The following is a 22788-nucleotide window of genomic DNA, read 5'->3' on the forward strand; positions in this document are numbered from 1 at the left end:
ACGTGCTCACTAGGGTTCCGTCGGCACAGCGAACAGTGTTCGATATTCCGAACCCACACGGAAAGAGCACCCGATGTCCTTACCGCTCAGCAGACGCCGCCTCCTGCAAGCCGCCGGAGCCTCGGTCGCCGCCTCCGCCACCGGTTCTCTCCTCGGCGGCACGCCCGCCCACGCCGCGGTGGTCCCGCCGGTCCGGTCCGACATCGGGGCGCTGGTGCATCCCTTCGAACTCGGCCAGGTCCGACTGAGCGCGAGCCGCTGGCTGGACAACCAGAACCGCGCCGCGAGCTATCTGCGGTTCGTCGACGTCGAACGGCTGCTGTACAACTTCCGCGCCAACCACCGTCTGTCCACGGCCGGCGCGAGCCCCGGCGGTGGCTGGGACGCGCCGGACTTCCCCTTCCGCAGCCACGTCCAGGGCCACTTCCTCACCGCCTGGGCCCAGTTGTACGCCGTGACCGGGGACACCGTATGCCGGGACAAGGCGGCGTACATGGTCGCGGAGCTGGCGAAGTGTCAGGCCAACAACAGCGCCGCCGGATTCGGTGCCGGATATCTCTCCGGCTACCCCGAGTCCGACTTCACCGCCCTGGAACAACGCACCCTGAGCAACGGCAATGTGCCGTACTACACCATCCACAAGACGCTCACCGGCCTGCTGGACGTGTGGCGCCTCATCGGCAACATCCAGGCCCGCGACGTACTGCTGGCCCTGGCGGGATGGGTCGACGCACGCACCGGCCGGCTGACCGCGGCGCAGACGCAGGCCATGCTGGGCACCGAGTTCGGCGGCATGAACGCCGTACTGACCGACCTCTACCAGCAGACCGGCGACGCACGCTGGCTCACCGTCGCCCGCCGTTTCGACCACGCCGCGGTCTTCGACCCCCTGGCCGCCAACCAGGACCAGCTCAACGGCCTGCACGCCAACACCCAGGTGCCGAAGTGGATAGGCGCCGCCCGCGAGTACAAGGCCACCGGCACCACTCGCTACCGCGACATCGCCACCAACGCCTGGAACATCTGCGTCGGCACCCACACCTACGCCATCGGCGGCAACAGCCAGGCCGAACACTTCCGCGCCCCCAACGCCATCGCCGCCTACCTGCGCCAGGACACCTGCGAGAGCTGCAACACGTTCAACATGCTCACCCTCACCCGGGAGCTGTGCGCCCTCGACCCGAGCCGTGCCGCGCTGTTCGACTACTACGAGCAGGCGTGGCTCAACCAGATGATCGGCCAGCAGAACCCGGCCGACTCCCACGGCCACGTCACCTACTTCACCCCCCTCAACCCCGGCGGCCGTCGCGGGGCGGGCCCGGCGTGGGGAGGCGGCACCTGGAGCACCGACTACACCACCTTCTGGTGCTGCCAGGGCACCGGCCTGGAGATGCACACCAGGCTGATGGACTGCGTGTACTTCCACGCCGGCACCACCCTGACGGTGAACCTGTTCGTCCCCTCGGTCCTCACCTGGTCCCAGCGCGGCATCACCGTCACCCAGACCACCTCGTACCCGGCGAGCGACACCACGACCCTGCGCGTCACGGGCAACGCCGCCGGCACCTGGACGATGCGCATCCGTATCCCGGGCTGGACCACCGGCGCCACCGTCAGCGTCAACGGCGCCACCCAGAACATCGCCACCACGCCCGGCAGCTACGCCGCCCTCACCCGCGCCTGGACCTCCGGCGACACGGTCACCGTCCGCCTCCCCATGCGGGTCGTCATACGGCCGGCCAACGACACCCCCAATGTCGCCGCGATCACCTACGGCCCGGTCGTCCTGTCCGGCAACTACGGCAACACCGCGCTCAGTTCCCTGCCGTCCCTGGACACGACCTCGATCAGACGGACCAGCGCCGGCACACTCGCCTTCACCGCCACCGCGGCCGGTGCCACCGTGAACCTGGGGCCGTTCCACGACGCCCACGGCCACAACTACACCGTCTACTGGAACACCGGCACCACCCCCACCGTGCGCCTCGTCAACGCGGCCAGCGGTCTGGTACTCGGCATCCAGGACATGTCCACCGCCGACGGCGGCCGCGCCCTCCAGTGGCACGACTCCGGCACCGCCGACCACAACTGGGAAATGATCAGCGACGGCAGCGCCTTCCGCTTCCGCAACGCCCACAGCGGCAAGGTCCTCGGCGTCCAGGACATGTCCACCGCCGACGACGCGACCGTCCTGCAATGGGCGGACAACGGCACCGCCGACCACCGGTGGACCCTGCTCGACCAGAACGACGGCACCTACAAGATCCGCAACCTCCACAGCGGCAAACTGCTCGCCATCGCGGGCGACTCCACCGCCGTCGGCGCCTTCGCCGTTCAGGACTCGGACGACGGCACGGCCGACAATCGATGGCGCGTCGTGCGCAACTAGCGGGTTCTGTTCGGCGAGAGCTGAACGGGGCCGGACACCCGGCCCTCCAGAGCCGTTTGAACGATCACTGCCGGGTCACCCGGACCCCATGGCGCAGGCAACAGAGAGACGCTCCGGCCGTGATGAGACCGAGGACGAGCGTGCCGACCGTATGTGGTCCGAGCTCATCCAGGAGGTCCGGGTGGCCCAGATGGGTGTGCAGATCCTGTTCGGCTTCCTGCTCACCGTGGTGTTCACCCCGACGTACGCCGATCTGGGCGACACGGAGCAGACCATCTACATCGTGACCGTCGTTCTGGGCGCCACCGCCACCGGCGCCCTGATCGGGCCCGTGTCCCTGCACCGGCTGGTGTCCGGTCGGCGCATCAAACCGCGCGCGGTGGAGTGGGCGTCCCGGCTGACCTTCGTCGGCCTGGTGCTGCTGCTGGCCACCACGACGGCGTCCTTGCTGCTGATCCTGCGGGTGGCCACCCGCAACGGCATTGTGCCGTGGCTGGTCACGGGCGTGGTCCTGTGGTACTTGCTGTGCTGGTTCGTACTGCCGTGGTGGGTGCGGCACCGCTATACGTCGCACGACTGACCGCCGACGCCGAGAGCTGCCGGTCGTGCAGAACATGTCGCACCGCGTGTGCCAGACGTCGCCCTGCGTGGCGAGGAAGGCGTCGGCCGCGTGCCCGCCGATCACGGCGGCCGCCCACTCCAGCAGGAGGACCAGCGCGTGCCGCGTCAGGAGACAGCGGGGGCTCCTTGTCGTCGGAGCCCCATCGTGGCCGGGGGCCGCCCCGGCGGAAGTCCCCTCGTGGCCGGGGGCCGCCCCGGCGGAAGCCCCCTCGCGGCCGGGGGCCGCCCCGGCGGAAGCCCCCCTCGTGGCCGGGGGCCGCCCCGGCGGAAGCCCCCCTCGTGGCCGGGGGCCGCCCCGGCGGAAGTCCCCTCGTGGCCGGGGGCCGCCCCGGCGGCATGAGTACGGCTACTCGGCCGGCGCGGTTCCCTTGGCGCCGCGCAGCGCGCTGATGCACGAGGCGATGGCCTGCTGGAGCTCCTCCAGCTGCTGCACCATGTCGTCCTCGACGAACTCCTGCACATCGTCGAAGGTGAGCTCCTCGAACACCTTCGTCGCCCTCTGCAGGCTGCTGTAGAACTTCGTCCGCCGTTCCTGGACGCGGAGTTCGGGGTCGGCCTCCACCGTCTCGGCGACGAGGGTCTTCATGGTGTCGTAGGCCTCGGTGGCCCACTCGCCGGTGTCCTCGTCCTCGTCCAGCTCGTCGAGCAGGGACAGATGCCGCTCGGCCTCCTGACGGAGGCCCGCGGGCGCGTCGATGGTCTGCCCGGCAGGTGTTTTGACCTGGCCGGACTCCGCGATCTGCCGGACGTAGCCGATCCGGTCGGCGGCCCGGCTCTCGCTGGCGACGGCCTTCTTCAGGTCGTCGGTGCGCACCACGTCCCGGGCCAACTCGGCCTGGAGTTCCGGGTCTTCCTTGATGCGGTCGAGCAGCGCGCTGCGGGCCGCGCGGGCGGTGGAGTGGTCCGCGAGGATCGCGGCCCGCAGGGCGGTGGGGTTCTCCGCGACCTCCAGCGCCTTCGTCGGCCGGATGCCCTGCGCCTCGGCGGCCTCGGCGATGGCGGTGCCACGCTCGGAGGTGGCGCTGTTGCGGGAGACGTAGTAGCTCAGCCAGACGTCGGCGTCCGGCAGCTCCACCTCCGCGCCCGGCTGGAGCGCCTCGAAGTGCGGGACGAGACCGTCGTCGGCGGCCCGGTCCCACGCCTTGTAGTAGCGCATGACACGCTCGGGCGAGCAGCCGGCGAGTTCGGCGAACTCCTTCGCCGAGACCTTCGGCGTCTCGTCCGCGCCCTGCCCGCCGGGGCGCACACTGCGCGCCACCATCAGGCCGAAGGCCCACCCGCCGGTGCGCGCGTACACACCGAACTCACGCGCGTCCCGCGCGACGAGGTCGGACAGCGGCGCGGGGGACGTCTCGGAGGGGACGAACGCCAGGGTCACGGAGGACTCTCCTGAGGCTGGGCCGGGTGACATGTACCGACGGGCAGCCTATATGCACCTGCATGCGATGGTTTGCCGGACCCCAGGTGTGTCATCCGAAGGCGTCACGCAGCGCCGGCAGCAGCGTCTTCTCCGACCAGCCGAGATAGGCCGGCTGCGACTCCCCGCCGATCTGCACCAGGGCGATCTCGCTGAACCCGGCCTCCGCGTACGGCCGTACGGCCTCGACGAAGGCGTCCGGGTCGTCGCCGCACGGGATGGAGGCGGCGACATCGTCCGGAGTGACGAACTGGGTGGCCGACTCGAAGGAATCCGGGTGCGGCAGCTCCGAGTTGACCTTCCAGCCACCGCCGAACCAGCGGAACTGCGCGTGGGCGCGCTTGAGTGCGGTGTCCCGGTCGGGGTCGTAGCAGACCGGCAACTGGCCGACGCGCGGCTTGCCCTGGCCGCCGTGCCGGTCGAAGGCCTCCAGCAGGCCCGCCTTCGGCTCGGTGGCGATCACCAGGTCCGCCAGCCGGCCCGCGAGCGAGCAGGACTGCTCGCCGGAGACGGCGACACCGATCGGCGGCGGCTGCTCGGGCAGGTCCCACAGACGGGCCGAGTCCACGTCGTAGTGGGCGCCGTGATGGGTGACATGGCCGCCGTCGAAGAGCGCCCGGATGATTCCGATCGCCTCCTCCAGCATCTCGTGCCGCACATCGACGGACGGCCAACCACCGCCCACCACATGCTCGTTGAGGTTCTCCCCGGAGCCGAGCCCGAGACGGAAGCGGCCGTCGGACAGCAGCTGCGTCGTCGCGGCCTTCTGCGCGACCACCGCCGGGTGGTAGCGGAAGGTCGGACACGTCACATAGGTCATCAGCGGAATCCGCCGGGTCGCCTGAGCGGCCGCGCCGAGCACGGTCCACGCGTACGGCGAGTGACCCTGCGAGCGCAGCCACGGAAAGTAGTGGTCCGAGGTCACCGAGAAATCGAAGCCCGCCTCTTCGGCGCCCACCACGTGGTCGACGAGGTCACGGGGGCCGGCTTGTTCGGTCATCATCGTGTATCCGATTTGCACCATACGGCCCGAGTCCCCGGTCCGGGCACGGGAAAACGGCCTGGTGGGTATGGATGCCGTCATGACAACTCGCGTACTGCCCTCCAGCACGCCCGCGTCCCAGGGCGTCGACGCATCCGGTGTGCTCGCCTTCCTCGACGCCCTCGAAGCCGACCCCGCCATAGAGCCGCACAGCCTCATGATCATGCGGCACGGCAAGCTCGTGGCGTCCGGCTGGTGGGCGCCGTACACCGCCGAGCGCCCGCAGCTGCTGTACTCCCTCAGCAAGAGCTTCACGTCCACCGCGGCCGGGTTCGCCGTCGCCGAGGGGCTGCTGCGCCTCGACGACCCGGTGATCTCGTACTTCCCCGAGTTCGATGCCGATGTCACCGACCCGCGCAGCCGCGCGATGCTGGTGCGGCACATTGCGTCGATGGCCAGCGGACACGAGGCCGAGACCCTCGACCGGGCCCGTGCCCTGGACCCCGACGAGCTGGTGCGGGGGTTCCTGCGGATCCCGCCGGAGCGTGATCCGGGGACCGTCTTCGCGTACAACCAGCCCACCACGTACACCCTCGCCAGGATCGTCCAGCGCGTCACCGGCCAGTCGCTCACCGACTATCTGCGCCCCCGGCTCTTCGACCCGATCGGCATCGGCGAGGTGGTGTGGCTGCGCGACCGGTCCGGCCACGACCTGGGCTTCAGCGGGCTGCACGCCACCACGGACGCGATCGCCCGGCTGGGGCAGCTGTATCTGGGCGGCGGGATATGGGACGGGCGGCGGGTGCTGCCCGAATCCTGGGTGGCGGAGGCCACCCGCCTGCACACGGCCAACGATCAGGGACCGATGGGCGGCGAGGACTGGCGGCAGGGCTATGGCCTGCAGTTCTGGATGTCGCGGCACGGCTACCGCGGTGACGGCGCCTACGGCCAGTTCTGTCTGGTGCTGCCCGAGCACGACGCGGTGATCGCCACGACAGCGGCCACCGTGGAGATGCAGCGGATGCTGGAGCTGGTCTGGACGCATCTGCTGCCCGCCTTCGGTCCCGCGCCACTGCCCGGCGCGGAGGGAGCGGACACGGCCCTGGCAGAGCGGCTGGCCGGGCTCGCGCTGGCGCCGGCCGAGAGCAAGTCCGCGCCGGAGGAGTGGACCGCCGTCACCTTCGGCTCCCACGGGATCTCCGCGGAGGTCACCGCGGATCCGGACGGGCACTGTCTGACCCTCGTCGAGGACGGTCACCGGCTGGAACTGCGGCTCGCGGAGAGCGGCTGGAGCGTCACCGAGGAGCCGGTCCCCACCGCGGTGAGCGGGGGGTGGACCGACGCCGACACGCTGGAGGTGGACGTGCTCTTCCTGGAGACGCCCCACCGGCTCGCCGTGACCTGCTCGCTGCCGGACCGCACGTGCGTGGCACGCTGGCGCACCCAGCCCCTGCATCCCAGGCCGCTGCGCGCGATGGGCGCGCCCCGCCGGTCAGACTGACGGCTCCTGGAAGGTGCGCAGGGCGGTGGCCAGGGCCTCGCGGTTGTCGGGGTCGTCCCAGTCGGCCGCGGCCGCCGTCCAGCGCAGCGAGTAGCCGCGGCCGCCCCCGATGAGGTAGCCCCGGCCGAAGGTGCGCACCCGCGTGCCGTCCGCGTCGGCGAGCCACTCCATCTCGGCGGCCTCCCGGCCCCGGTACGTCGTCGCCCGGATCTCACCGATCCTCCGGTAGCCGCCGGCCTGCTTCAGACCGGGCTCCACTTCCCGCCAGACGTCGACGGGATCGGGCCCCACCCGCTCGCTGTAGGTGACGGTGAGCGTGCGCGGATCACCCTCCGCACCGAGCACCACGCGGTACGCCAGATCCGAGACCCGGTTGGTGCTCAGCGCCTGCCAGCCCTCCGGGAGCGTGACGGAGAAGCCCTCGGGGGAGTCGTAGCGGCGGAAGGGCGATTCCGTGGGGGTGGGGGTCGGCGTGGCCGAGGGGCTGGGTGCGGCGGACGCGGTGGCGGACGGAGTCGGGGCGGGCTTCGGGGCGGCGGCGGGGGAGTCGGAGCCGCCCGGCAGCCGGTCGGTCACCGCGAGGACGGCGACCGCGACGGTGACGACGGCCAGGGCGGTCCCGGCGATCATCGTGCGGTTGCTCCAGCCCGGGCAGTGCACGAAACGGCCGCGCAGCCGGGGGCTGGGCATCGCCACCGCGGTCTCCTCGTCGAGCGTGCGGACCAGGGCCTCGCGGACCACCGGACGGGGCAGCCGCTCCACGGGGTCCTTGCGCAACAGGCCCTGTACGGCCTGGGTGAGCGGCCCGGCACGCACCGGGGTGCGCAGCGGCAGCCGGTCCACACCCTTCAGCGTGGCCTCCGGCCGCCCCCGGTCCCGGAAGGGCGGGCGTCCCTCCAGCATGGTGTAGAGCAGCGCGCCCAGGGTCCACATGTCGGTGGCCGGTCCGAGGGGCTCGTCGCGTGCCTGCTCGGGGGAGGCGTAGGCGGGGGCGGACAGCCGGGGTACGACGGTGGCGCCGGCCAGTCCGAAGCCGGTGACCACGACAGAACCCTCGTCGCGCACGAACACCTGGGCGGGGCTGAGTTCGCCGTGCGTGATGCCCTGTCCGTGCGCGGCCTCCAGGATGTCGAGCAGTTCCAGACCGATGCGCGCGGCCCGGACATAGTTCAACGTGCCTTGCTGGGCGAGGAGTTCGCTCAGTGGCACACCGTCGATCCACCGGGTGACCACCCAGAGCGTGCCCGACTCCTGGACGACGTCGACGACTTCGGCCACCCGGCCGGCCGGCATCAGTGCCATCCGCTCGGAGGTGCGGATGACACGCGCGGCGATCCGACGCGCCTCCTCCGCGTCCGGAACCTCCGGCAGCCCGATCTGGGTGACCAGGACGGGCCGCTCCACCCCGATGTCCTCGCCGTACCAGCAGACGTGGTTGGTCTCCCGGCTGACGACCTCGACGAGCCGGAATCTCCCGGCGACCAACACGGGTGTGGAGACGTGCGCCTTGACCATGGTCATCCCTCGCTGAACCCCTGGCTCTCACCTTTCCCAGAGGTACGGCGGGTGCGACGTGGTGTGTTCAAGGATGCGCCGGCCCAGATGCGCCGATTCCCGATTGTTCACCTGGCGAGCCGAACACCCGTATCAGAGGTCGCGCCGCACCAGAAAATCCAGCAGCGACCGCAACTCCCCGGCCGCGCCCGCTTCCAGAGGTACGGCGTCCAGGGCGGCCTCCGCCTCGCCGATCCGGCGCCGGGCCTCGCGCAGTGCGGCCGACCGGCCGCCGGCCTCCTCGATCAGCGCGGCCGCGCGGCCGGAATCCTCGCCGGATTCCAGGAGTTCGGCCAGGCGCCGGGCCACGGGCGAGTCGAGCGCGACCAGCACCGGGAACGTCTTCTTGCGTTCCCGCAGATCGCCGTGGACGGGCTTGCCGGTGACCGCGGGGTCGCCCCAGATGCCGAGGACGTCGTCGACGATCTGGAAGGCGATGCCGAGGTCCCGTCCGGCCCGGTCCAGCGCGGCGACCGTCGTGGACGGCGCCCCACCGAGCGCGGCACCCAGCGCGGCCGCACAGCCCAGCAGCGCGCCCGTCTTGTGCTCGGCCATCGCCCGGTACTCCTCGGGCCGCACCCGCTCCGGTCCCGTCCAGGGGCGGGTCGCGAACAGCAGGTCGTCGGCCTGCCCGCGCACCAGATCGCCGAGCGCCACGGACAGCAGCCGCACGGGGCCGCCGCCCCCGGGTGCCGCGGCGAGCGTCTCGACGGCCAGCGCGAACAGGGCGTCACCCGCGAGCACGGCCGGGCCGGTGCCGTACGCCTTCCACACCGTGGGGCGCCGGCGGCGGGCCGTGTCGCCGTCCATGATGTCGTCGTGCAGCAGCGAGAAGGCGTGCACCAGTTCCACGGCCACCGCCGCGGTCGTCCCGGCCTCGGTGGGGCCGCCCACCGCCTCGGCGCCGAGCACGGCCAGCGCCTGCCGAACCCCCTTGCCTCCGGTGGCGGCGACGGGGGCGCCGCCCACCTCGGACCAGCCGAAGGAGTACGCGGCCATCTCACCCACCCAGGGATGCAGCCGCCCCACCGCCTCGCAGAGCACGGGACGGACCAACTCCCGGCAGCGGTCCAGGACGTGGACGCCGGTCAGCGGCGCCGTCGAGACGTGGACGCCGGTCACCGGCGCCGTCGAGGAGAAGACCGTCACCGTACGGCCTCCGTGCCGAGCTCCTCCTGGGCCCGGGCCACCATCTCCCGGGCGTGCTTGAGGCCGATCCGGTCCAGCGTCCCTGCCAGTTCCGCCAGTTCGGCCGCCGTCTCCGAGTGGTCCCGGCCCAGCCGGGCCCTGCACTTGGTCAGGCCCAGACGGGCCAGAGCCTGCCCGCGCGGCTCGCTCATGGCACGGAACTCGGCGAGCGCCCGCTCGTACAGCTCCCGGGCCTCGGCGTAACGACCGGCGCGGTACAGGACGTTGCCGCGCATCTTGTGGTTGTAGGCGAGCGCGCTGGAGAGGTTCATCGCCCGGCAGGTCGCCTCCGCCTCGGACAGCAGCTCGAGTGCCCGCCCGGTGTCCCCGTCGCGGACCGAGACGATGTCGGCGAGTCCGCGCAGCGCCCAGGCGTGCCCGCGCCGGTCGTCGGCGCGGGCGGCGATCTCGGCCGCCTCCTCGAACAGGGCGTAGGCGGTGTCGAAGGAGCCGGTGTTGCGGTGGATCTGCGCGATGCCCTCCAGTGCCCAGACCGTGTGCCGGGCCTCGCCGCGCCGCCGGGCCTCGGCCAGCAGTTGCTCGTGCAGCCGGGCGACGGCCTCGTAGTCGCCCTGGATCCGGCCGGTCTCGGCGAGGCCGGCCAGCGAGTACCCGCGGACGACGATGTCACCGCCGCGCTCGCCGAGGTCGGCGGCGAGTTGGAGGAGGCGCCGGGCCAGCGGGAATTCACCGCGCTGCCGGGCCAGGGTGCCGCCGCTCCACAGCGCCCAGGCCATCGCCGCCGTGTCCCCTGCCTGGCGGGCGGCGCGGTAGCTCGCCTTCCACGCCCGGTCCGCCTCCCCGATCTGCCCCAGCCGCCGGTGTGCCTCGGCGACGGCGAGCCCGGAGCGCGCCGCCTCGCGGTGCCGCCCGGTCCGCTCGGCGGACCGCAACTCCTCGGTGCCGGCTGCCAGGACGTCGGTGAGGGAGGAGTTCACGGACAGGGTGGTCAGGGCGCCCTGGTACTCCGGGGCGAAAGCCTTGCCGTACATGGATGCCTTTCGGTCCGTATACACCCCATCTATACCTTGAGCGTATACATGGCGTGTATAGGGCGTCGTAAACCAGCCCTGGCCCCCGAGGGACCAGGGCGGTGTGATCTGTTGTCGATCAAGACGTGGACGGAGCCGACAGGGTTGCCCGTGAGGCGCAGATCACCTCACGGGACGTCAGTGCTGCTGGGCCTTCGGGGGTGTCGCCTCGCTCGGCCGTACGACGACATAGCCCTCACCGCTCAGCATCAGCTGGACGGCCTCCCCGGAGCCGCCGCGCAGCATCGACCCGATGGACTGCGACCGGTGCAGCGAGGTCCCCAGGCCCGCGCTCCAGCCGACGACCGCGTCGGTGTCGACGTAGACCGGATACTGCGCCGACACCGGGATCACCAACGGATTGCCCTCGCAGACCAGGCCCAGCCGGCCCTGCCCGGTGAACACACTGTTGAACAGGCCGCCGCCGGTGATACCGGCCCCCTTCACGGTTGCGATCCGGTACGACAGCGACGCGTCGAAGCACAGGACGTTACGGCCGTTGACGGTGAACTCGTCGCCGGGGTCGAGCTCGACGACGAAGCAGTTCTGCGCCTCGTGCGCGAACCAGGCCTCGCCCTGCCCGCGCACCGCCATCAGCGGCAACCCCTCCCCGGTGGCCGCGCGCTTGAGCATCCCGCCCACGCCCTGGCCCTTGCGCTCGAACTGGAGATTGCCCCGATAGGCGATCATCGCGCCCTGGCGGGCCAGCATCTCGCCGCTCACCGCGTATCTGATGCACTTGGCGTTCTCGACTGTCATGCCCGGCGCCGTGGCGGGCTGGACCATGTGCTCGCTGGAAAACAGGTCACCCTTCATGAGGGCATCGTGCCGCGGACGATGTCCTTCCGCCTAGATCGCGCGGCACCCCGCGTCAGGCGCCGAAGAGCTGGGTCCAGTACGTGCCTGCTTCGCCGCCGCCCGCGAAGCCGATGCCGATGTGGGTGAAGTCGCGCTTGAGGATGTTGGCGCGGTGGCCCGGGCTGTTCATCCACCCCAGCACGACCTCGGCGGGGGAGCGCTGGCCGCAGGCTATGTTCTCGCCGATGGAGCGCCGCCGGGAGCCCGCCGCGGCCGCCCGGTCCCAGGGCCGGCTGCCCTCGGGCGAGGTGTGGGCGTAGAAGGCCCGCGCGACCATGTCCGCGCTGTGCGCCTGCGCGGCGGTGGTGAGGACGGGGTCGACGGCGAGCGGGGACAGACCGGCCCTGGCCCGCTCCCGGTTGGTGAGCTCCACGACCTCCGTGGCGGTCCGGGCCAGATCCGCGGGGGTGAACGGGCGGGCCCACAGCGCCGTCCAGTAGACCTCGCCGGAGCGGGCGGGAACCTGGGCCAGTCCGGCATGGACGAAGACCGGGTCGAGGAGGGTGCGCCGGGAGCGGTCGGAGCGCAGACAGTAGTCGACGAACTCGGCGGGAGAGCGGGGGCCGGACACCAGGTGCTCCCCGACGGTCAGATACGTGTATCCGGTGGCGGTGACGCGCGGGTAGAGGCCCGCCCCGTTCAGGCGGCCGCTCGCCGCCATGGCGGTGGCATGGTCCCGCGCGGCGGAGGTCAGGCGGGCGTCCAGGGCTATCGGTGGTGAGCCGGCCGATGCCCGAGCGGAGTTGATGAGCCCTGCGAAGCCGTCCGGCTCGACGGGTGCGTCCAGGGTGACCTCCACCCCGAAGTCACGGGCGAGGCCCGCCAGCCCGTCCGCGTACCCCTGGCCCAGGGCCCGCAGCTTCCAGCCGCCGCCGCGCCGGTAGAGCTCCGCGAGCAGCAGCACCGTCTCCTGCCGGGGGCGCGGTGGACCGAACCGGGCCAGGGTGCGGCCGCCCGGGCCGGTGACATGGAGCATGGGAGCGGGCAGGGCGCCGAGGGAGGTGCCGGGGTCGGCCGGGCTGATGACGACCGTGACCCGGGTGGCGCCCGCGCGCAGCCGCGCCGGGTCGACGGTGAGTGTGTCGCCGTGCAGCCGCGCGCCCGGGGCGGCCGGCTGGTTGTAGAACACGAAGTCGCCGTCGCCGCGCACCTTGCCACCCTCGTCCGTGATGAGCGCGGACATATCGAAGGGGCCGGGCACCCGGACGGCCACGGCGCCGCCCGGAAGGGGCACATTGCCCCCGGGGACCAACTCGCTCATCGGGCCGTCCTGGTGTCGTCGTACGCGTTCCGGTGGGAGATGTCCGGAAAACGTGCGCCCCACCGCGAGGGTTCCCGCCCCGCCGACTCAGCGCAGGAGGGCGCCCGGATCGATCCGCTCGCCGGTCGAGGAACCGCGCGGCGCCTTCGCCTTCCTGCCGCAGAACGCCGACTCCAGCGTCCCGAGCATGGTGGTGTGCACCGAGCCGTTGTTGGAGGTGTTGGCGAGCGCCGTCAGGCTGCGCCGGCCGTCCTTGGAGGCGAACGCGTAGGTGTAGAAGCCCTGGACGGCACCCGTGTGCCCGTACACCGACACACCGCACGACAGATCCCGGCGCCGCAGTCCGAGTCCGTACGCCTGACCGGAGCCCGCCGGCACCCACCGCTCCATCTGCGCCAGTTGCGCGGCCGAGGTCAGCCTGCCGCCGAGCAGCGCCGACAGAAAGGTGTTGAGGTCCCGCGCGCTGGAAATGACGGCGCCCGCGCTCTGCGCCCACGAGACCGTCTGCTCCGTGGCGTCGACCAGTGCCGCGCCGGGCGTGTCCGGGGTGAGGTAGCCGCGGGCGTGCCGGCCCGGGATCTTCGTGCCGGGATGGACGTAGAAGGTGTCGCTGAGCTTCAGCGGCTTGATGATCCGGTTCTCGTACTCGGTGTGCAGGGAGTTCCCGGTCAGCTTCTTGATGAGCATTCCGGCGACGACGAAGTTGGTGTTGGAGTACGTGTAGGCGCCGCCCGGCGCGGTGGTGCGCGGCTTGGCCAGGGAGCGCTCCATCAGCTGCCGGAACGTGAAGACCTTGGTGCGGACCGCCTCGAAGCCGGGAACCGTCTTCGCGAACATGTCGTTGGTGTAGTCGTACAGGCCACTGCGGTGGCTCAGCACATGGCGCACGGTGATCCGGTCGTCGGGCAGCAGCCCGGGCAGATAGCGGTTGACCGGGGCGTCGAGCTTCAGCTTCTTCTCGTCGACCAGTTGCAGCAGGACGACGGCGGAGAAGGTCTTGGTGACACTGCCGATGCGGAAGCGGTCGGTGGTGCCGAGAGCGCGCAGTGTCTTCCGGTCGGCGATGCCCACGGCCGTCTTGGAGACCGTGCCGCGGTCGTCGATGCGGGCCATCGCTCCGGGCGCGCCCTGCTGCATCGCCGTGCGCAGGACGCCGCGCAGGGCGGTGAGGTCGGGCGCGGGTTCCTGGGGTGCCGCGTGCGCCGGGACCGCCAGGAGGGAGACGAGGACCGTTGTCCCCAACGCCGTAGCCCTGCCCACCGTTGCTGAGACCATCCGAGTCCTCTCCCATTCCTTCTGACACACCGTCACGGCGACGCACAGTAGTGCCAGGAAGAGAAGAAAAGATGGTCATTCAGGACTTACGCGGGCATGGCTCACCCATATGAGGCGGGCGCACGCTCAGCCGGACGACGTCGGCTCCGGTGCGATCAGGCCCTCGCGGTAGGCGATGGCCACCGCCTCGCCACGGCTCGCCGCCCCCAGCTTGGCGAGGATGTTGGAGACATGGACGCTCGCCGTCTTGCCGCTGATGAACAGCTCCTCGCCGATCTGCCGGTTGCTGCGCCCACGGGCCAGCAGCCGCAGCACATCCTGCTCCCGGGCGGTCAGCGGCGAGGTGCGGTCCTGCGTGTGCGACAGCTGGCCCCGGCGGATCAGCGCGTCCGCCCGCTCCAGCAGCGGCAGCGCGCCGAGCCGCGCGGCGGTCTCCCGTACCGCGGCCGCCTCGACGGCCGCCTCCTTTCGCCGCTCGGCCGTCAACAGGGCCTCGGCATACCGGAGCCGGCAGCGCGCCAGCTCGTAGGCGTCGCCGTAGCCGAACGCGGCCACCGCCTTGGTCCAGGCCTCCGCGTCGGGCCCCGAAGTCGCCCGCAGCCACTCGGCCTCGGCGCGGGCCAGCCACGCCATGCCCTCCGGTCCCTGCGGCGCCCGGTCCGCGCTGTGTTCGGCCGAGTCCCGCGCCAGCTCCATCAGCTCCGTCGCGGTGTCCGCCCAGCGCCTGGCCCCGGCCTCGTCGCCGCTGCGTCGCAGCTCGGCGGCCCGGTCGGCCACGGCGGACAGCGCGAGAGCGGCGAGCCGCACCGTCACATCGGGGCGGAAGCCCGCGTCGTCGGTGAGCGCCGCGACCGTGGACCGCACCCGCTCCACCGCCGCCTCCGGCTCGCCCGCCAGCGCGGCGGCGTCGGTCAGCACGATGCCCGCGACCAGCGTGCCCATCCAGTCGAACGGCCCCTCCAGCAGCGCCCGGGCCCGGCCGGCGGCCTTCAGATCACCGCGAGCCAGGGACACGTACCAGGCGGGCCCGGACGTGTACCCGCCCGCCGTCGGCAGCACGCCGCTGTCGCTCGCCGCGGCCCGCACGCACTCGTCCCAGCGGCCCAGCGTGTACAGCACCAGCAGCCGGAGATAGCGCATCTCCATCGGATACGTCGAGGACAGCAGCCCGGCGCGGCGAGCGCGTTCGAGACCCTCGGTCAGCCACGGCAGGCACTCCTCCAGCTCGCCCGCCTCATAACTGCCCATGGCGAAGTGGAGCAGGGCGCGTAGCTCCACCGGCGCGTTGCCCGAAGTCCGCGCCAGATCGCGGGCCTCGCGCAGCCGCTCCCGGCCCTCGGGGCTGCGCCGGCCGTCGCCTTCCAGGATCGCCAGGGAGATGAGCAGGTCGGCGCGGGCGTCCGCCACCTCCAGCCGCTCGGCGACGGCCAGCGCCTCGCGGGCCACCCGCAACGCCGTGTCGTTCTCGCCGACCTGACGTGCCGCCAGGACATGAGTGGCGGCCGCCCACACCCACGTCGGCGAGGGAGGCTCGGCGGGGATCAGGGCGAGCGCCTCGCTGCTGTGGGCGTAGGCCGCGCTCAGGTTGTCGACGCTCATCAGATTGCCCGCGAGGGTGTAGCGGACCCGGGCGGCCAGCTCGGAGTTCTCGTCCTGGTCGACGCCCGCCAGCGCGGACCGGGTCAGCGCGACCGCGCGATGCGCCTCACCGGCGTGCGCCGCCGCCGAGGAGGCACGCAGGGTGAGCGTCACCCGGTCGCTGCCCTCGCCCGAGGGCCGCGCGGATGCCTCCACCGCCGGCCACAGATCGAGCGCGGCCTCCAGATGCCGTAGCTCCTCGGCGGGCGCGCCGACCCGGCGGGCATGGTCGGCGGCCTCCAGCGAGGCGGTGAGCGCCTCGGCGAGGTCATGGCTCTCGCGGTAGTGGTGGGCGCGCTCGGCGGCGGTCTCGGCGCGCCGGGGCCGGCCGGCGAGCAGCCGGGCGAACGCGCCGTGCAGCCGGGCCCGTTCGCCCGGCAGCAGATCGGCGTACACCGCCTCGCGCGCCAGGGCGTGGCGGAAGGAGTACGTGTCGCTGTCCCCCGGGACCAGCAGCTGGCGCCCCAGGGCCTCGCGCAGCGCCGACTCCAGCTCGTCCTCGGGCAGGCCCGCGGCCTCCCTCAGCAGGTCGTGCTCGACGCGCCGCCCGGCGACCGCGGCGGTGCGCAGCACCTGCTGGGCGGTGTCGGACAATTGCTCGAAGCGGATCAGCAGGACATCGGCGAGGCCGCTCGGCACACCGCCGGCCTCGGTGTCCGTGGCCGCGAGGAGCTCCTCGGCGTAGAAGGCGTTGCCCTCGGCCCGCTCGACGATCCGGCGGACCGTGGTGTCCGGCAGCGGCCGTTCCTCCAGGGACCGCACCAGCCGGGTCACCTCGGCGTCGGCGAGCGGCCGCAGTTCGAGCCGCTCCACCGCGGGCAGCCGTACGAGCTCCGCCAGCAGCGGGCGCAAGGGATGGCGCCGGTGCAGATCGTCCGCGCGGTAGGAGGCCAGTACCGCGACCCCGCCCGCCGACCGCTGCAGCGCACCCCGGCTGAGCAGGAACCGCAGCAGATCCCGGGAGGACTGGTCGGCCCAGTGCAGGTCCTCCAGCACAAGCAGCAGCGGGGCTGTGTCCGCCAGGTCCGTCAGCAGCGCGGCCATGCCCTCGAACAGCCGCAGCCGTGAGTCCCGCGCGGTGTCCGTCCCCCCGCCCAGCATCCGGTCGACCACCGGATGCCCCGCGAGCACGTCGGCGAAGCGGGGATCCGCGGCGAGCGAGCCGAGCACCTCGGTGAAAGGCAGATACGGCAGACCGACGTCCCCGAGATCGACACAGTGGCCGCTGAGGACGGTCATCCCGTCCGTCGCGGCGCGCGAGGCGACCTCGTCCAGCACCCGGGTCTTGCCGACTCCGGCATCCCCGGCGACCAGCACGGCCCGAGCCTCACCCGCGCGGGCGCGCTCAAGCACACCGAGGAGCCGGGCAAGCTCCTGGTCGCGGCCGACGAGAGGTGCGGGGGACATGGTCTGCGTCACTTGCCAATCCTGCCACGCCGGTCCGACGCAAAGGGGCGCGGGGAACGGCGCGACCGGCCACGGGGTACTCGCACCCGCCGACGCGCCGGGACCCCCACCCCCTCAGGCGCCCCGCAACACCCGAGCCCAGTCATCAGGAACCCGCCCCGCAGGCCCCGGCGCGGGCTGATCCGCAGGATGACTGACGGGCGGCGCCAGTTCCGGCCCCGACTCGTACAGCTCGGACGAGCTGTAGTCCCAGAACCACCCTTCACCGGGCTCGTAACTCTGCACGACAGGATGCCCGGTGGCTTTGAAATGCTCGGTGGCGTGCTTCGCGGGAGAGGAGTCGCAACACCCCACGTGCCCGCACTGCGCACACCGCCGAAGGTGGAACCACCACCCTCCGTGCTCGTCGCACTCCACGCATCCCGCGCCGCTGGGCGGAACGCCGGGGTCGATTCCGCTGGTCATACGGACTCCTCGTTCGTGTCGTCCTCCGCGGCGGCGGTGAGCGGAAGCAGCACCTGGAACCGCGTGTCGCCCGGCTCGGACTCGACCCGGAGCGTGCCGTGGTGCTTGTTGACCACGATCCGCCAGGAGATGTCGAGACCGAGCCCGGTTCCCTCGCCGACCGGTTTGGTGGTGAAGAAGGGATCGAAGATCCGCCCGTGGTTCTCCGGCGGGATACCGACGCCGGTATCGCGGAACTCCACCAGCAGCCGGTCGTGGTCCGCTGCCGTCCGCACGGTCAACGTCCCTTCTCCGCCCGCGCTGTTGATGGCGGAGACGGCGTTGTCGATGAGGTTGGTCCACACCTGGTTGAGCTCCGCCGGGTACGCGGGGATCTCCGGGAGGGTGCGGTCGTACTCCTTGACGACCTTGATCTGCGGGCCGATCTTCCCGGAGAGCATCAGCAGGGTGCTGTCGAGGAGTTCGTGGACGTCCACGCTGCGGAAGGGGGCACGGTCGAGCTGGGAGTACTGCTTGGCGGCGTCCACCAGGTGCGAGATACGGGTGGTGGAGTCCGCGATCTCGTCCATCAACAGCTCGGTCTCCACGGTGTAGTTGAGCCAGCCGATCGCCCCGGGCAGGATGTCCTCCTCCACGGCCGCGGCGACCTGCTCCAGCCAGTCGACGTCGAGCCCGGCCTGCACGAAGGTCGGCGCGAGCCGCCAGCCTTCCGGGATGTCATGGTCGTCGAGCCAGTCGGTGAGCGCGTCCTCGCGGTCGGCGGCCTCCAGCGGGCTCAAGGCGGGCGCCTTGCCGACGCGTTCGGCGGTGCGTTCCTGGATGTCGATGAGACTGGCGAGGCTCTCGCGCGGGTACGGGCCGGCGGAGATCACGGCCAGCTTGTGCCGCATCTTCGCCACCCGCTCGCGCAGGGTGGCGGTGGCCCGTACGGCCGCGGCGGCCGGGTTGTTGAGCTCATGGGTGAGCCCGGCGGACAACGAGCCGAGCGCCAATAGCCGTTCACGCTGCCCGATGGCCTGCTGGGTGGCCTTCGAGCCGAAGAACAGCCCCTCCAGCAGATGCACGGCCATCGGGAACCACTCCCGCATGATGGCCGCGAACGTGTCGGCGGGCAGCACGAAGAACCGCGTCGGCTCCGTCACGCGCATGGAGTTGTTGTAGACTTGCCGGGCCCGGTCCCCGAGGTAGGCCTGCATGGCCCCCGAATACACCCCGCGCTGGGAGCTGCGGATCACCTCCACATCGTCCGCGCCGACCCGGCGGGACAGGACGACGGTCCCCTCGACCATGACGTAGAAACAGGTGGCCGGATCACCCTCGGCGTACACCGGCCCCGGCTCGAACCTCTCCACCCGCCCCTCGGCGCACAGCCTGCCGAGCTGTTCGGGGGAGAGCTTCTCGAACAGGAACAGCGAGCCGATCTCCGCGGGGCTGCACGGCACGGGCTGTCCGCTCACGACTGCTCCAGATAACGGTGGACGAGCATCACGGCCATGGCTCCCTCTCCTACGGCGGACGCGACCCGCTTGGCGGACTCGGCGCGCGCGTCGCCGGCCACGAACACACCGGGCACATTGGTCTCCAGGTGGTACGGCGGCCGGTCCAGCTCCCAGTCCGCCGGTGGCCGTCCGTCGGGGGTGAGGTCGGGCCCGGCGAGGATGAAGCCACCGCTGTCGCGCAGCACGGTGCCGTCCAGCCAGTCGGTCAGCGGGGCGGCGCCGATGAACACGAACAGCCACTGCGCGTCGACGAGTTCGGTGTCCCCGGTCTCCGTGTCGCGCAGCGTCAGCTGCTCCAGATGCCCCTCGCCGTGGGCGGCGTCGACGACCGTCCTCGGGCGGACGGAAATATTGGGCGCCTCGTTGATCTGCTGGATCAGATAGTGCGACATCGACGCGGACAGATCCGCCCCGCGCACCAGCAGCGTCACCGACTTCGCCCCCTTGGACAGGTACATCGCCGCCTGTCCCGCGGAGTTGGCGCCGCCGACGATGTACACGTCCTGCCCCTTGCACGAGGGCGCCTCGGTCAGCGCGGAGCCGTAGAACACTCCGCAGCTGGTGAGTTCGGCACAGCCGGGTGCCCGGAGCTGCCGATACGACACACCGGTCGCCAGGATGACGCTGTGCGCGGCGATGGCCGAACCGTCGGAGAACCGCACGATGCGCGCGGCGCCGCTGACCTCCAGGCCGGTGACCTCGCGGGCGGTGAGGACCTCGGCGCCGAACTTGGCGGCCTGCCGGCGGGCCCGGTCGGTGAGCTGGGCGCCGGACACACCGTCCGGGAACCCCAGGTAGTTCTCGATCCGCGAGCTCTGCCCGGCCTGCCCGCCGGTGGCCGACCGCTCCACCAGCACCGTCCGCAGCCCCTCGGACGCCCCGTACACCGCGGCCCCGAGCCCGGCGGGCCCGCCGCCGATGACGACGAGGTCGTAGAAGTCGGCGGTCGGCGTCGTCGCGAGACCGACGTGCGAGGCGAGTTCCGGCACATCCGGCTCGACCAGCGCGGTCCCCTCGGGCGTGATCACCAGCGGCAGCCGCCGCCCGTCCTGCCCGGCGGCGGCGAGCAGCCGCTGCCCCTCGGGCTCGTCGGCGGAGTACCAGCGGTAGGGCACCTGATTGCGGGCGAGGAACTCCCGTACGTCGGACGACCGGGCCGACCACCGGTGCCCGACGACCTTCGTGGCGGGCACCGGCCGGTAGTCGCTGCACCGCCAGGCCTCCAGGAGGTCGTCCAGCACGGGGTAGAGCTTCTCCTCGGGCGGATCCCAGGGCTTGAGCAGGTAGTGATCGAGATCGACGACGTTGATGGCGTCGATGGCCGCGCTGGTGTCGGCGTAGGCGGTGAGGAGGATCCGCCGGGCGCCGGGATGGATGTCCATGGCCCGTTCGAGGAACTCGATGCCGTTCATCTGCGGCATCCGGTAGTCGGCAAGGATCACCGCCACGAGATCGCCCCGCAGCTTCAGCTCCCGCAGCGCCTCCAGGGCGGACTCCCCGGACTCCGCCCGCACGATCCGGTACGACTCGCCGTAGCGCCGCCGCAGATCCCGCGCGACGGCTCGGGAGACCCCGGCGTCGTCGTCCACGGTCAGGATGACGGCCCGCGCGGATTCGGCGGCCTGTGCCATACGTCTCCCACCCCGAGTGTTCCGGTGCTCCGGCACGGCGACGACAGCCACCGGGCCGACTGTGGCCATCGTATGTTCGATCGTGCGGCTTCGCTCAGGTATGGGGGAGGGCCCCTGTGCTCAGGGCAGGACGCGGTAGGTCAGGTGCGTGACCAGACTCGCCGACCGCGACGTCACCTGCTCCAGTCTCAGCGGTGGGACGCCCTCGAAGACCCGGGTGCCGGCGCCGAGCGTGAACGGCACGATGTGCAGCCGCAGCTCGTCGACCAGGCCGGCGGCGAGGTACTGGTTGATGGTGGTCGCGCCGCCGTGGATCAGGACCTCGCCGTCGCCGGCCGCCGCGCGCGCCTGTGCCAGCGCCGACTCGATTCCGTCGGTGACGAAGTGGTAGGTGGTGCCGCCGTCCATGGGCTGCGGCTCGCGCGTGTGGTGGGTGAGGACGAACACCGGCGCGTGGAACGGCGGATTGCCGCCCCACCAGCCGTTCCACTGCCGGTCCCACGCGCCGCGCACGGGGCCGAACATGTTGCGCCCCATGATGAAGGCCTTGGGGGCGGCCAGCTGGTCGATCTCGGTGCGGTTCTCGTCGGGGGTGTCGAACATCCAGGCATGCAGCTGGGCGCCCGAGCCGTCGCCGCCGTCGTCACCGAACGGGCGTTCCTCGCTCTGGTCGAGCCCGGCCGCGTACCCGTCGACCGTGATCGTGATGTCGCAGACCACCTTGCCCATGTGCTCGGTCATCGCTGTCTCCTCTGCGCGGTGAGCTTCCTGTCGGGCGTCGTCAGCCGTGCCGCGGGGCCAGGACGCAGAACTCGTTGCCCTCGGGGTCCGCCAGCGTCACCCACGGCTGCTCGCCCTGGCCGACGTCGGCGTGGCGGGCGCCCATGGCGAGGAGGCGGGCGACCTCGGCCTGCTGGTCCTGGGGCCGGAAGTCGAGGTGGAGGCGGTTCTTGACCGTCTTCGCCTCCGGCACGGGGGCGAAGACCAGGCCCGGGAGGCGGTCCGGCTCCGGCCGGATCTCGAACTCGTCGGGGGAGTCGTTGAGCACCACCCACCCGAGCGCCTCGGCCCACCAGCGTCCCAGGGCCACCGGATCGGCCGCGTCGACGTTCACCTGTTCCCACTCCAGTGCCATGGGCGCAGCGTAGTGAAGACTGGCTCCACGGATGTGACCGCGACACAGGGAGGCCCCGTAATGACGCGCCCGATCACGGCAGGATTCGACGGCACCGAGGAAAGCCTCGCCGCTCTGGGGTGGGCGGGCCGGGAGGCGGTCCGGCGCGGGCTGGCGCTGCGGGTCGTCCATGCCTGGCGGTTCCAGCCGTTGGAGGCGGTCGAGGAGGCGGACCCGGACACGCAGGCACAGTGGGCGCGGGAGGCGGTGGCGCAGGCCGCCCGTGACATCGGCGAGCGGCATCCCGGCCTTGAGGTGTCGACGGACGTGCTGGAAGGCGGGCCTGTCGACGGGCTCGTCGCCGCCGCCGTGGACGCCGAGATGCTGGTGCTCGGCTCGCGCGGTCATGGCGCCGTGGTCGGGTTCCTGCTCGGTTCCGTCGGGCAGCAGGTGATCGTGGAGGCCGAGCGGCCCGTCGTGCTGGTGCGGGCCGGGGACAAACCCTCCGTCGAGGTGGCCGGGCACGAGATCGTCGTCGGTCAGCAGGGTGAGCCGGAGGACAGCGCGGCGGCGCTGCGGTTCGCGTTCGAGACGGCCGCCGCGCGGGGGGCCACGGTGCGGGCCGTACGGGCCTGGACGCTGCCGCCGCTGTTCGCGTACAGCCCGTCCTCGCTGAAGCTGCTGGATGACGCCGGCGGGCTTGAGCCGTACGAGAAGAAGGCGCTGGCCGCCGCGGTGCAGCCGTGGCGGGAGCGGTTCCCGGACGTCCATGTCGTGGAGCACGTGGAGATGGGCAGCGCGGGGCAGGTACTGCTGTCGGTGGCCGGACGGGCCCAGCTGATGGTCGTCGGGCGCCGCGCCCGCCGTACGGCCGTGGGCGCGCGGATCGGCTCGGTCGCGCACGGTGTGCTGCACCACGCGGACTGCCCGGTGGCCGTGGTGCCGCCGGCCTCCTGA

18 protein-coding genes and 1 pseudogene are annotated in these 22788 nt (G+C 72.0%); 4 read left to right on the forward strand and 15 right to left on the reverse strand.

The features are described from left to right. Positions 1-73 precede the first annotated feature (73 nt). Together RMT89_RS25015 and RMT89_RS25020 are read left to right on the forward strand one after the other, a co-directional pair. Positions 74-2389, forward strand: a complete 2316-nt coding sequence (locus RMT89_RS25015; protein ID WP_315886036.1) for a beta-L-arabinofuranosidase domain-containing protein — start codon at positions 74-76, stop codon at positions 2387-2389. An 88-nt stretch (positions 2390-2477) separates the two neighbouring features. Continuing rightward, entirely contained in the window at positions 2478-2969 is a 492-nt protein-coding gene (locus RMT89_RS25020; RefSeq protein ID WP_315886037.1) for a DUF6328 family protein, read from the forward strand. 27 nt (positions 2970-2996) lie between these two features. Here RMT89_RS25020 and RMT89_RS25025 read toward each other — a convergent pair. The 3 genes and pseudogenes from RMT89_RS25025 to RMT89_RS25035 form a co-directional block, all read right to left on the reverse strand. Continuing rightward, a pseudogene (locus RMT89_RS25025) lies at positions 2997-3107 on the reverse strand (DUF2238 domain-containing protein); the annotation flags it as partial. Between the two features lie 249 nt (positions 3108-3356). Further along, entirely contained in the window at positions 3357-4388 is a 1032-nt protein-coding gene (locus RMT89_RS25030) for a hypothetical protein (RefSeq protein ID WP_315886038.1), read from the reverse strand. A 91-nt stretch (positions 4389-4479) separates the two neighbouring features. After that, on the reverse strand, positions 4480-5451 hold the full coding sequence (locus RMT89_RS25035) for an LLM class F420-dependent oxidoreductase (protein WP_315886039.1): 972 nt from the start codon (positions 5449-5451) through the stop codon (positions 4480-4482). Positions 5452-5509: 58 nt separating this feature from the next. On the opposite strand from RMT89_RS25035, the gene RMT89_RS25040 reads away from it, so the two are divergent. Continuing rightward, positions 5510-6910, forward strand: a complete 1401-nt coding sequence (locus RMT89_RS25040) for a serine hydrolase domain-containing protein (RefSeq protein WP_315886040.1) — start codon at positions 5510-5512, stop codon at positions 6908-6910. Here RMT89_RS25040 and RMT89_RS25045 read toward each other — a convergent pair. The 12 genes from RMT89_RS25045 to RMT89_RS25100 all read right to left on the reverse strand — a co-directional run bounded on the left by RMT89_RS25045 (position 6902) and on the right by RMT89_RS25100 (position 21852). Continuing rightward, the gene (locus RMT89_RS25045) at positions 6902-8425 is read right to left on the reverse strand and encodes a serine/threonine-protein kinase (RefSeq protein WP_315886077.1); all 1524 of its coding nucleotides are present in this window, start codon (positions 8423-8425) and stop codon (positions 6902-6904) included. The two genes, RMT89_RS25040 and RMT89_RS25045, sit on opposite strands and share 9 nt — an antisense overlap. A 132-nt stretch (positions 8426-8557) precedes the next feature. Beyond that, on the reverse strand, positions 8558-9586 hold the full coding sequence (locus RMT89_RS25050) for a polyprenyl synthetase family protein (protein WP_315886078.1): 1029 nt from the start codon (positions 9584-9586) through the stop codon (positions 8558-8560). 23 nt (positions 9587-9609) lie between these two features. Next, entirely contained in the window at positions 9610-10644 is a 1035-nt protein-coding gene (locus tag RMT89_RS25055; RefSeq protein ID WP_315886079.1) for a tetratricopeptide repeat protein, read from the reverse strand. Positions 10645-10821: 177 nt separating this feature from the next. Beyond that, positions 10822-11499 (reverse strand): AIM24 family protein, encoded by a 678-nt coding sequence (locus tag RMT89_RS25060; RefSeq protein WP_315886041.1) that lies wholly within the window; start codon positions 11497-11499, stop codon positions 10822-10824. A gap of 55 nt (positions 11500-11554) precedes the next feature. Further along, on the reverse strand, positions 11555-12802 hold the full coding sequence (locus RMT89_RS25065; protein WP_315886042.1) for a CAP domain-containing protein: 1248 nt from the start codon (positions 12800-12802) through the stop codon (positions 11555-11557). An 87-nt stretch (positions 12803-12889) separates the two neighbouring features. Continuing rightward, on the reverse strand, positions 12890-14077 hold the full coding sequence (locus tag RMT89_RS25070; RefSeq protein ID WP_315886043.1) for a serine hydrolase domain-containing protein: 1188 nt from the start codon (positions 14075-14077) through the stop codon (positions 12890-12892). A gap of 126 nt (positions 14078-14203) precedes the next feature. Further along, positions 14204-17122 carry an AAA family ATPase gene (locus RMT89_RS25075; protein WP_399498480.1) on the reverse strand — a complete coding sequence of 973 codons (2919 nt, stop codon included), beginning with the start codon at positions 17120-17122 and terminating at the stop codon, positions 14204-14206. A 114-nt stretch (positions 17123-17236) separates the two neighbouring features. After that, on the reverse strand, positions 17237-17587 hold the full coding sequence (locus RMT89_RS25080; protein ID WP_315886045.1) for a UBP-type zinc finger domain-containing protein: 351 nt from the start codon (positions 17585-17587) through the stop codon (positions 17237-17239). Beyond that, positions 17584-19044 carry an ATP-binding protein gene (locus tag RMT89_RS25085; RefSeq protein WP_315886046.1) on the reverse strand — a complete coding sequence of 487 codons (1461 nt, stop codon included), beginning with the start codon at positions 19042-19044 and terminating at the stop codon, positions 17584-17586. Before RMT89_RS25085 ends, RMT89_RS25080 begins: the two co-directional genes overlap by 4 nt. Continuing rightward, positions 19041-20717: an FAD-dependent oxidoreductase gene (locus RMT89_RS25090; protein ID WP_315886047.1), complete on the reverse strand. Its 1677-nt coding sequence runs from the start codon at positions 20715-20717 to the stop codon at positions 19041-19043. Before RMT89_RS25090 ends, RMT89_RS25085 begins: the two co-directional genes overlap by 4 nt. 120 nt (positions 20718-20837) lie before the next feature. Continuing rightward, complete coding sequence (locus tag RMT89_RS25095; protein ID WP_315886048.1) at positions 20838-21458, reverse strand: dihydrofolate reductase family protein; 621 nt, start codon at positions 21456-21458, stop codon at positions 20838-20840. A 40-nt stretch (positions 21459-21498) separates the two neighbouring features. Continuing rightward, positions 21499-21852 carry a VOC family protein gene (locus RMT89_RS25100; RefSeq protein ID WP_315886049.1) on the reverse strand — a complete coding sequence of 118 codons (354 nt, stop codon included), beginning with the start codon at positions 21850-21852 and terminating at the stop codon, positions 21499-21501. A gap of 60 nt (positions 21853-21912) precedes the next feature. On the opposite strand from RMT89_RS25100, the gene RMT89_RS25105 reads away from it, so the two are divergent. Beyond that, entirely contained in the window at positions 21913-22788 is an 876-nt protein-coding gene (locus tag RMT89_RS25105) for a universal stress protein (protein WP_315886050.1), read from the forward strand.

Origin of the sequence: Streptomyces sp. P17 (genome assembly GCF_032436805.1) — a bacterium.
Classification (GTDB): domain Bacteria; phylum Actinomycetota; class Actinomycetes; order Streptomycetales; family Streptomycetaceae; genus Streptomyces.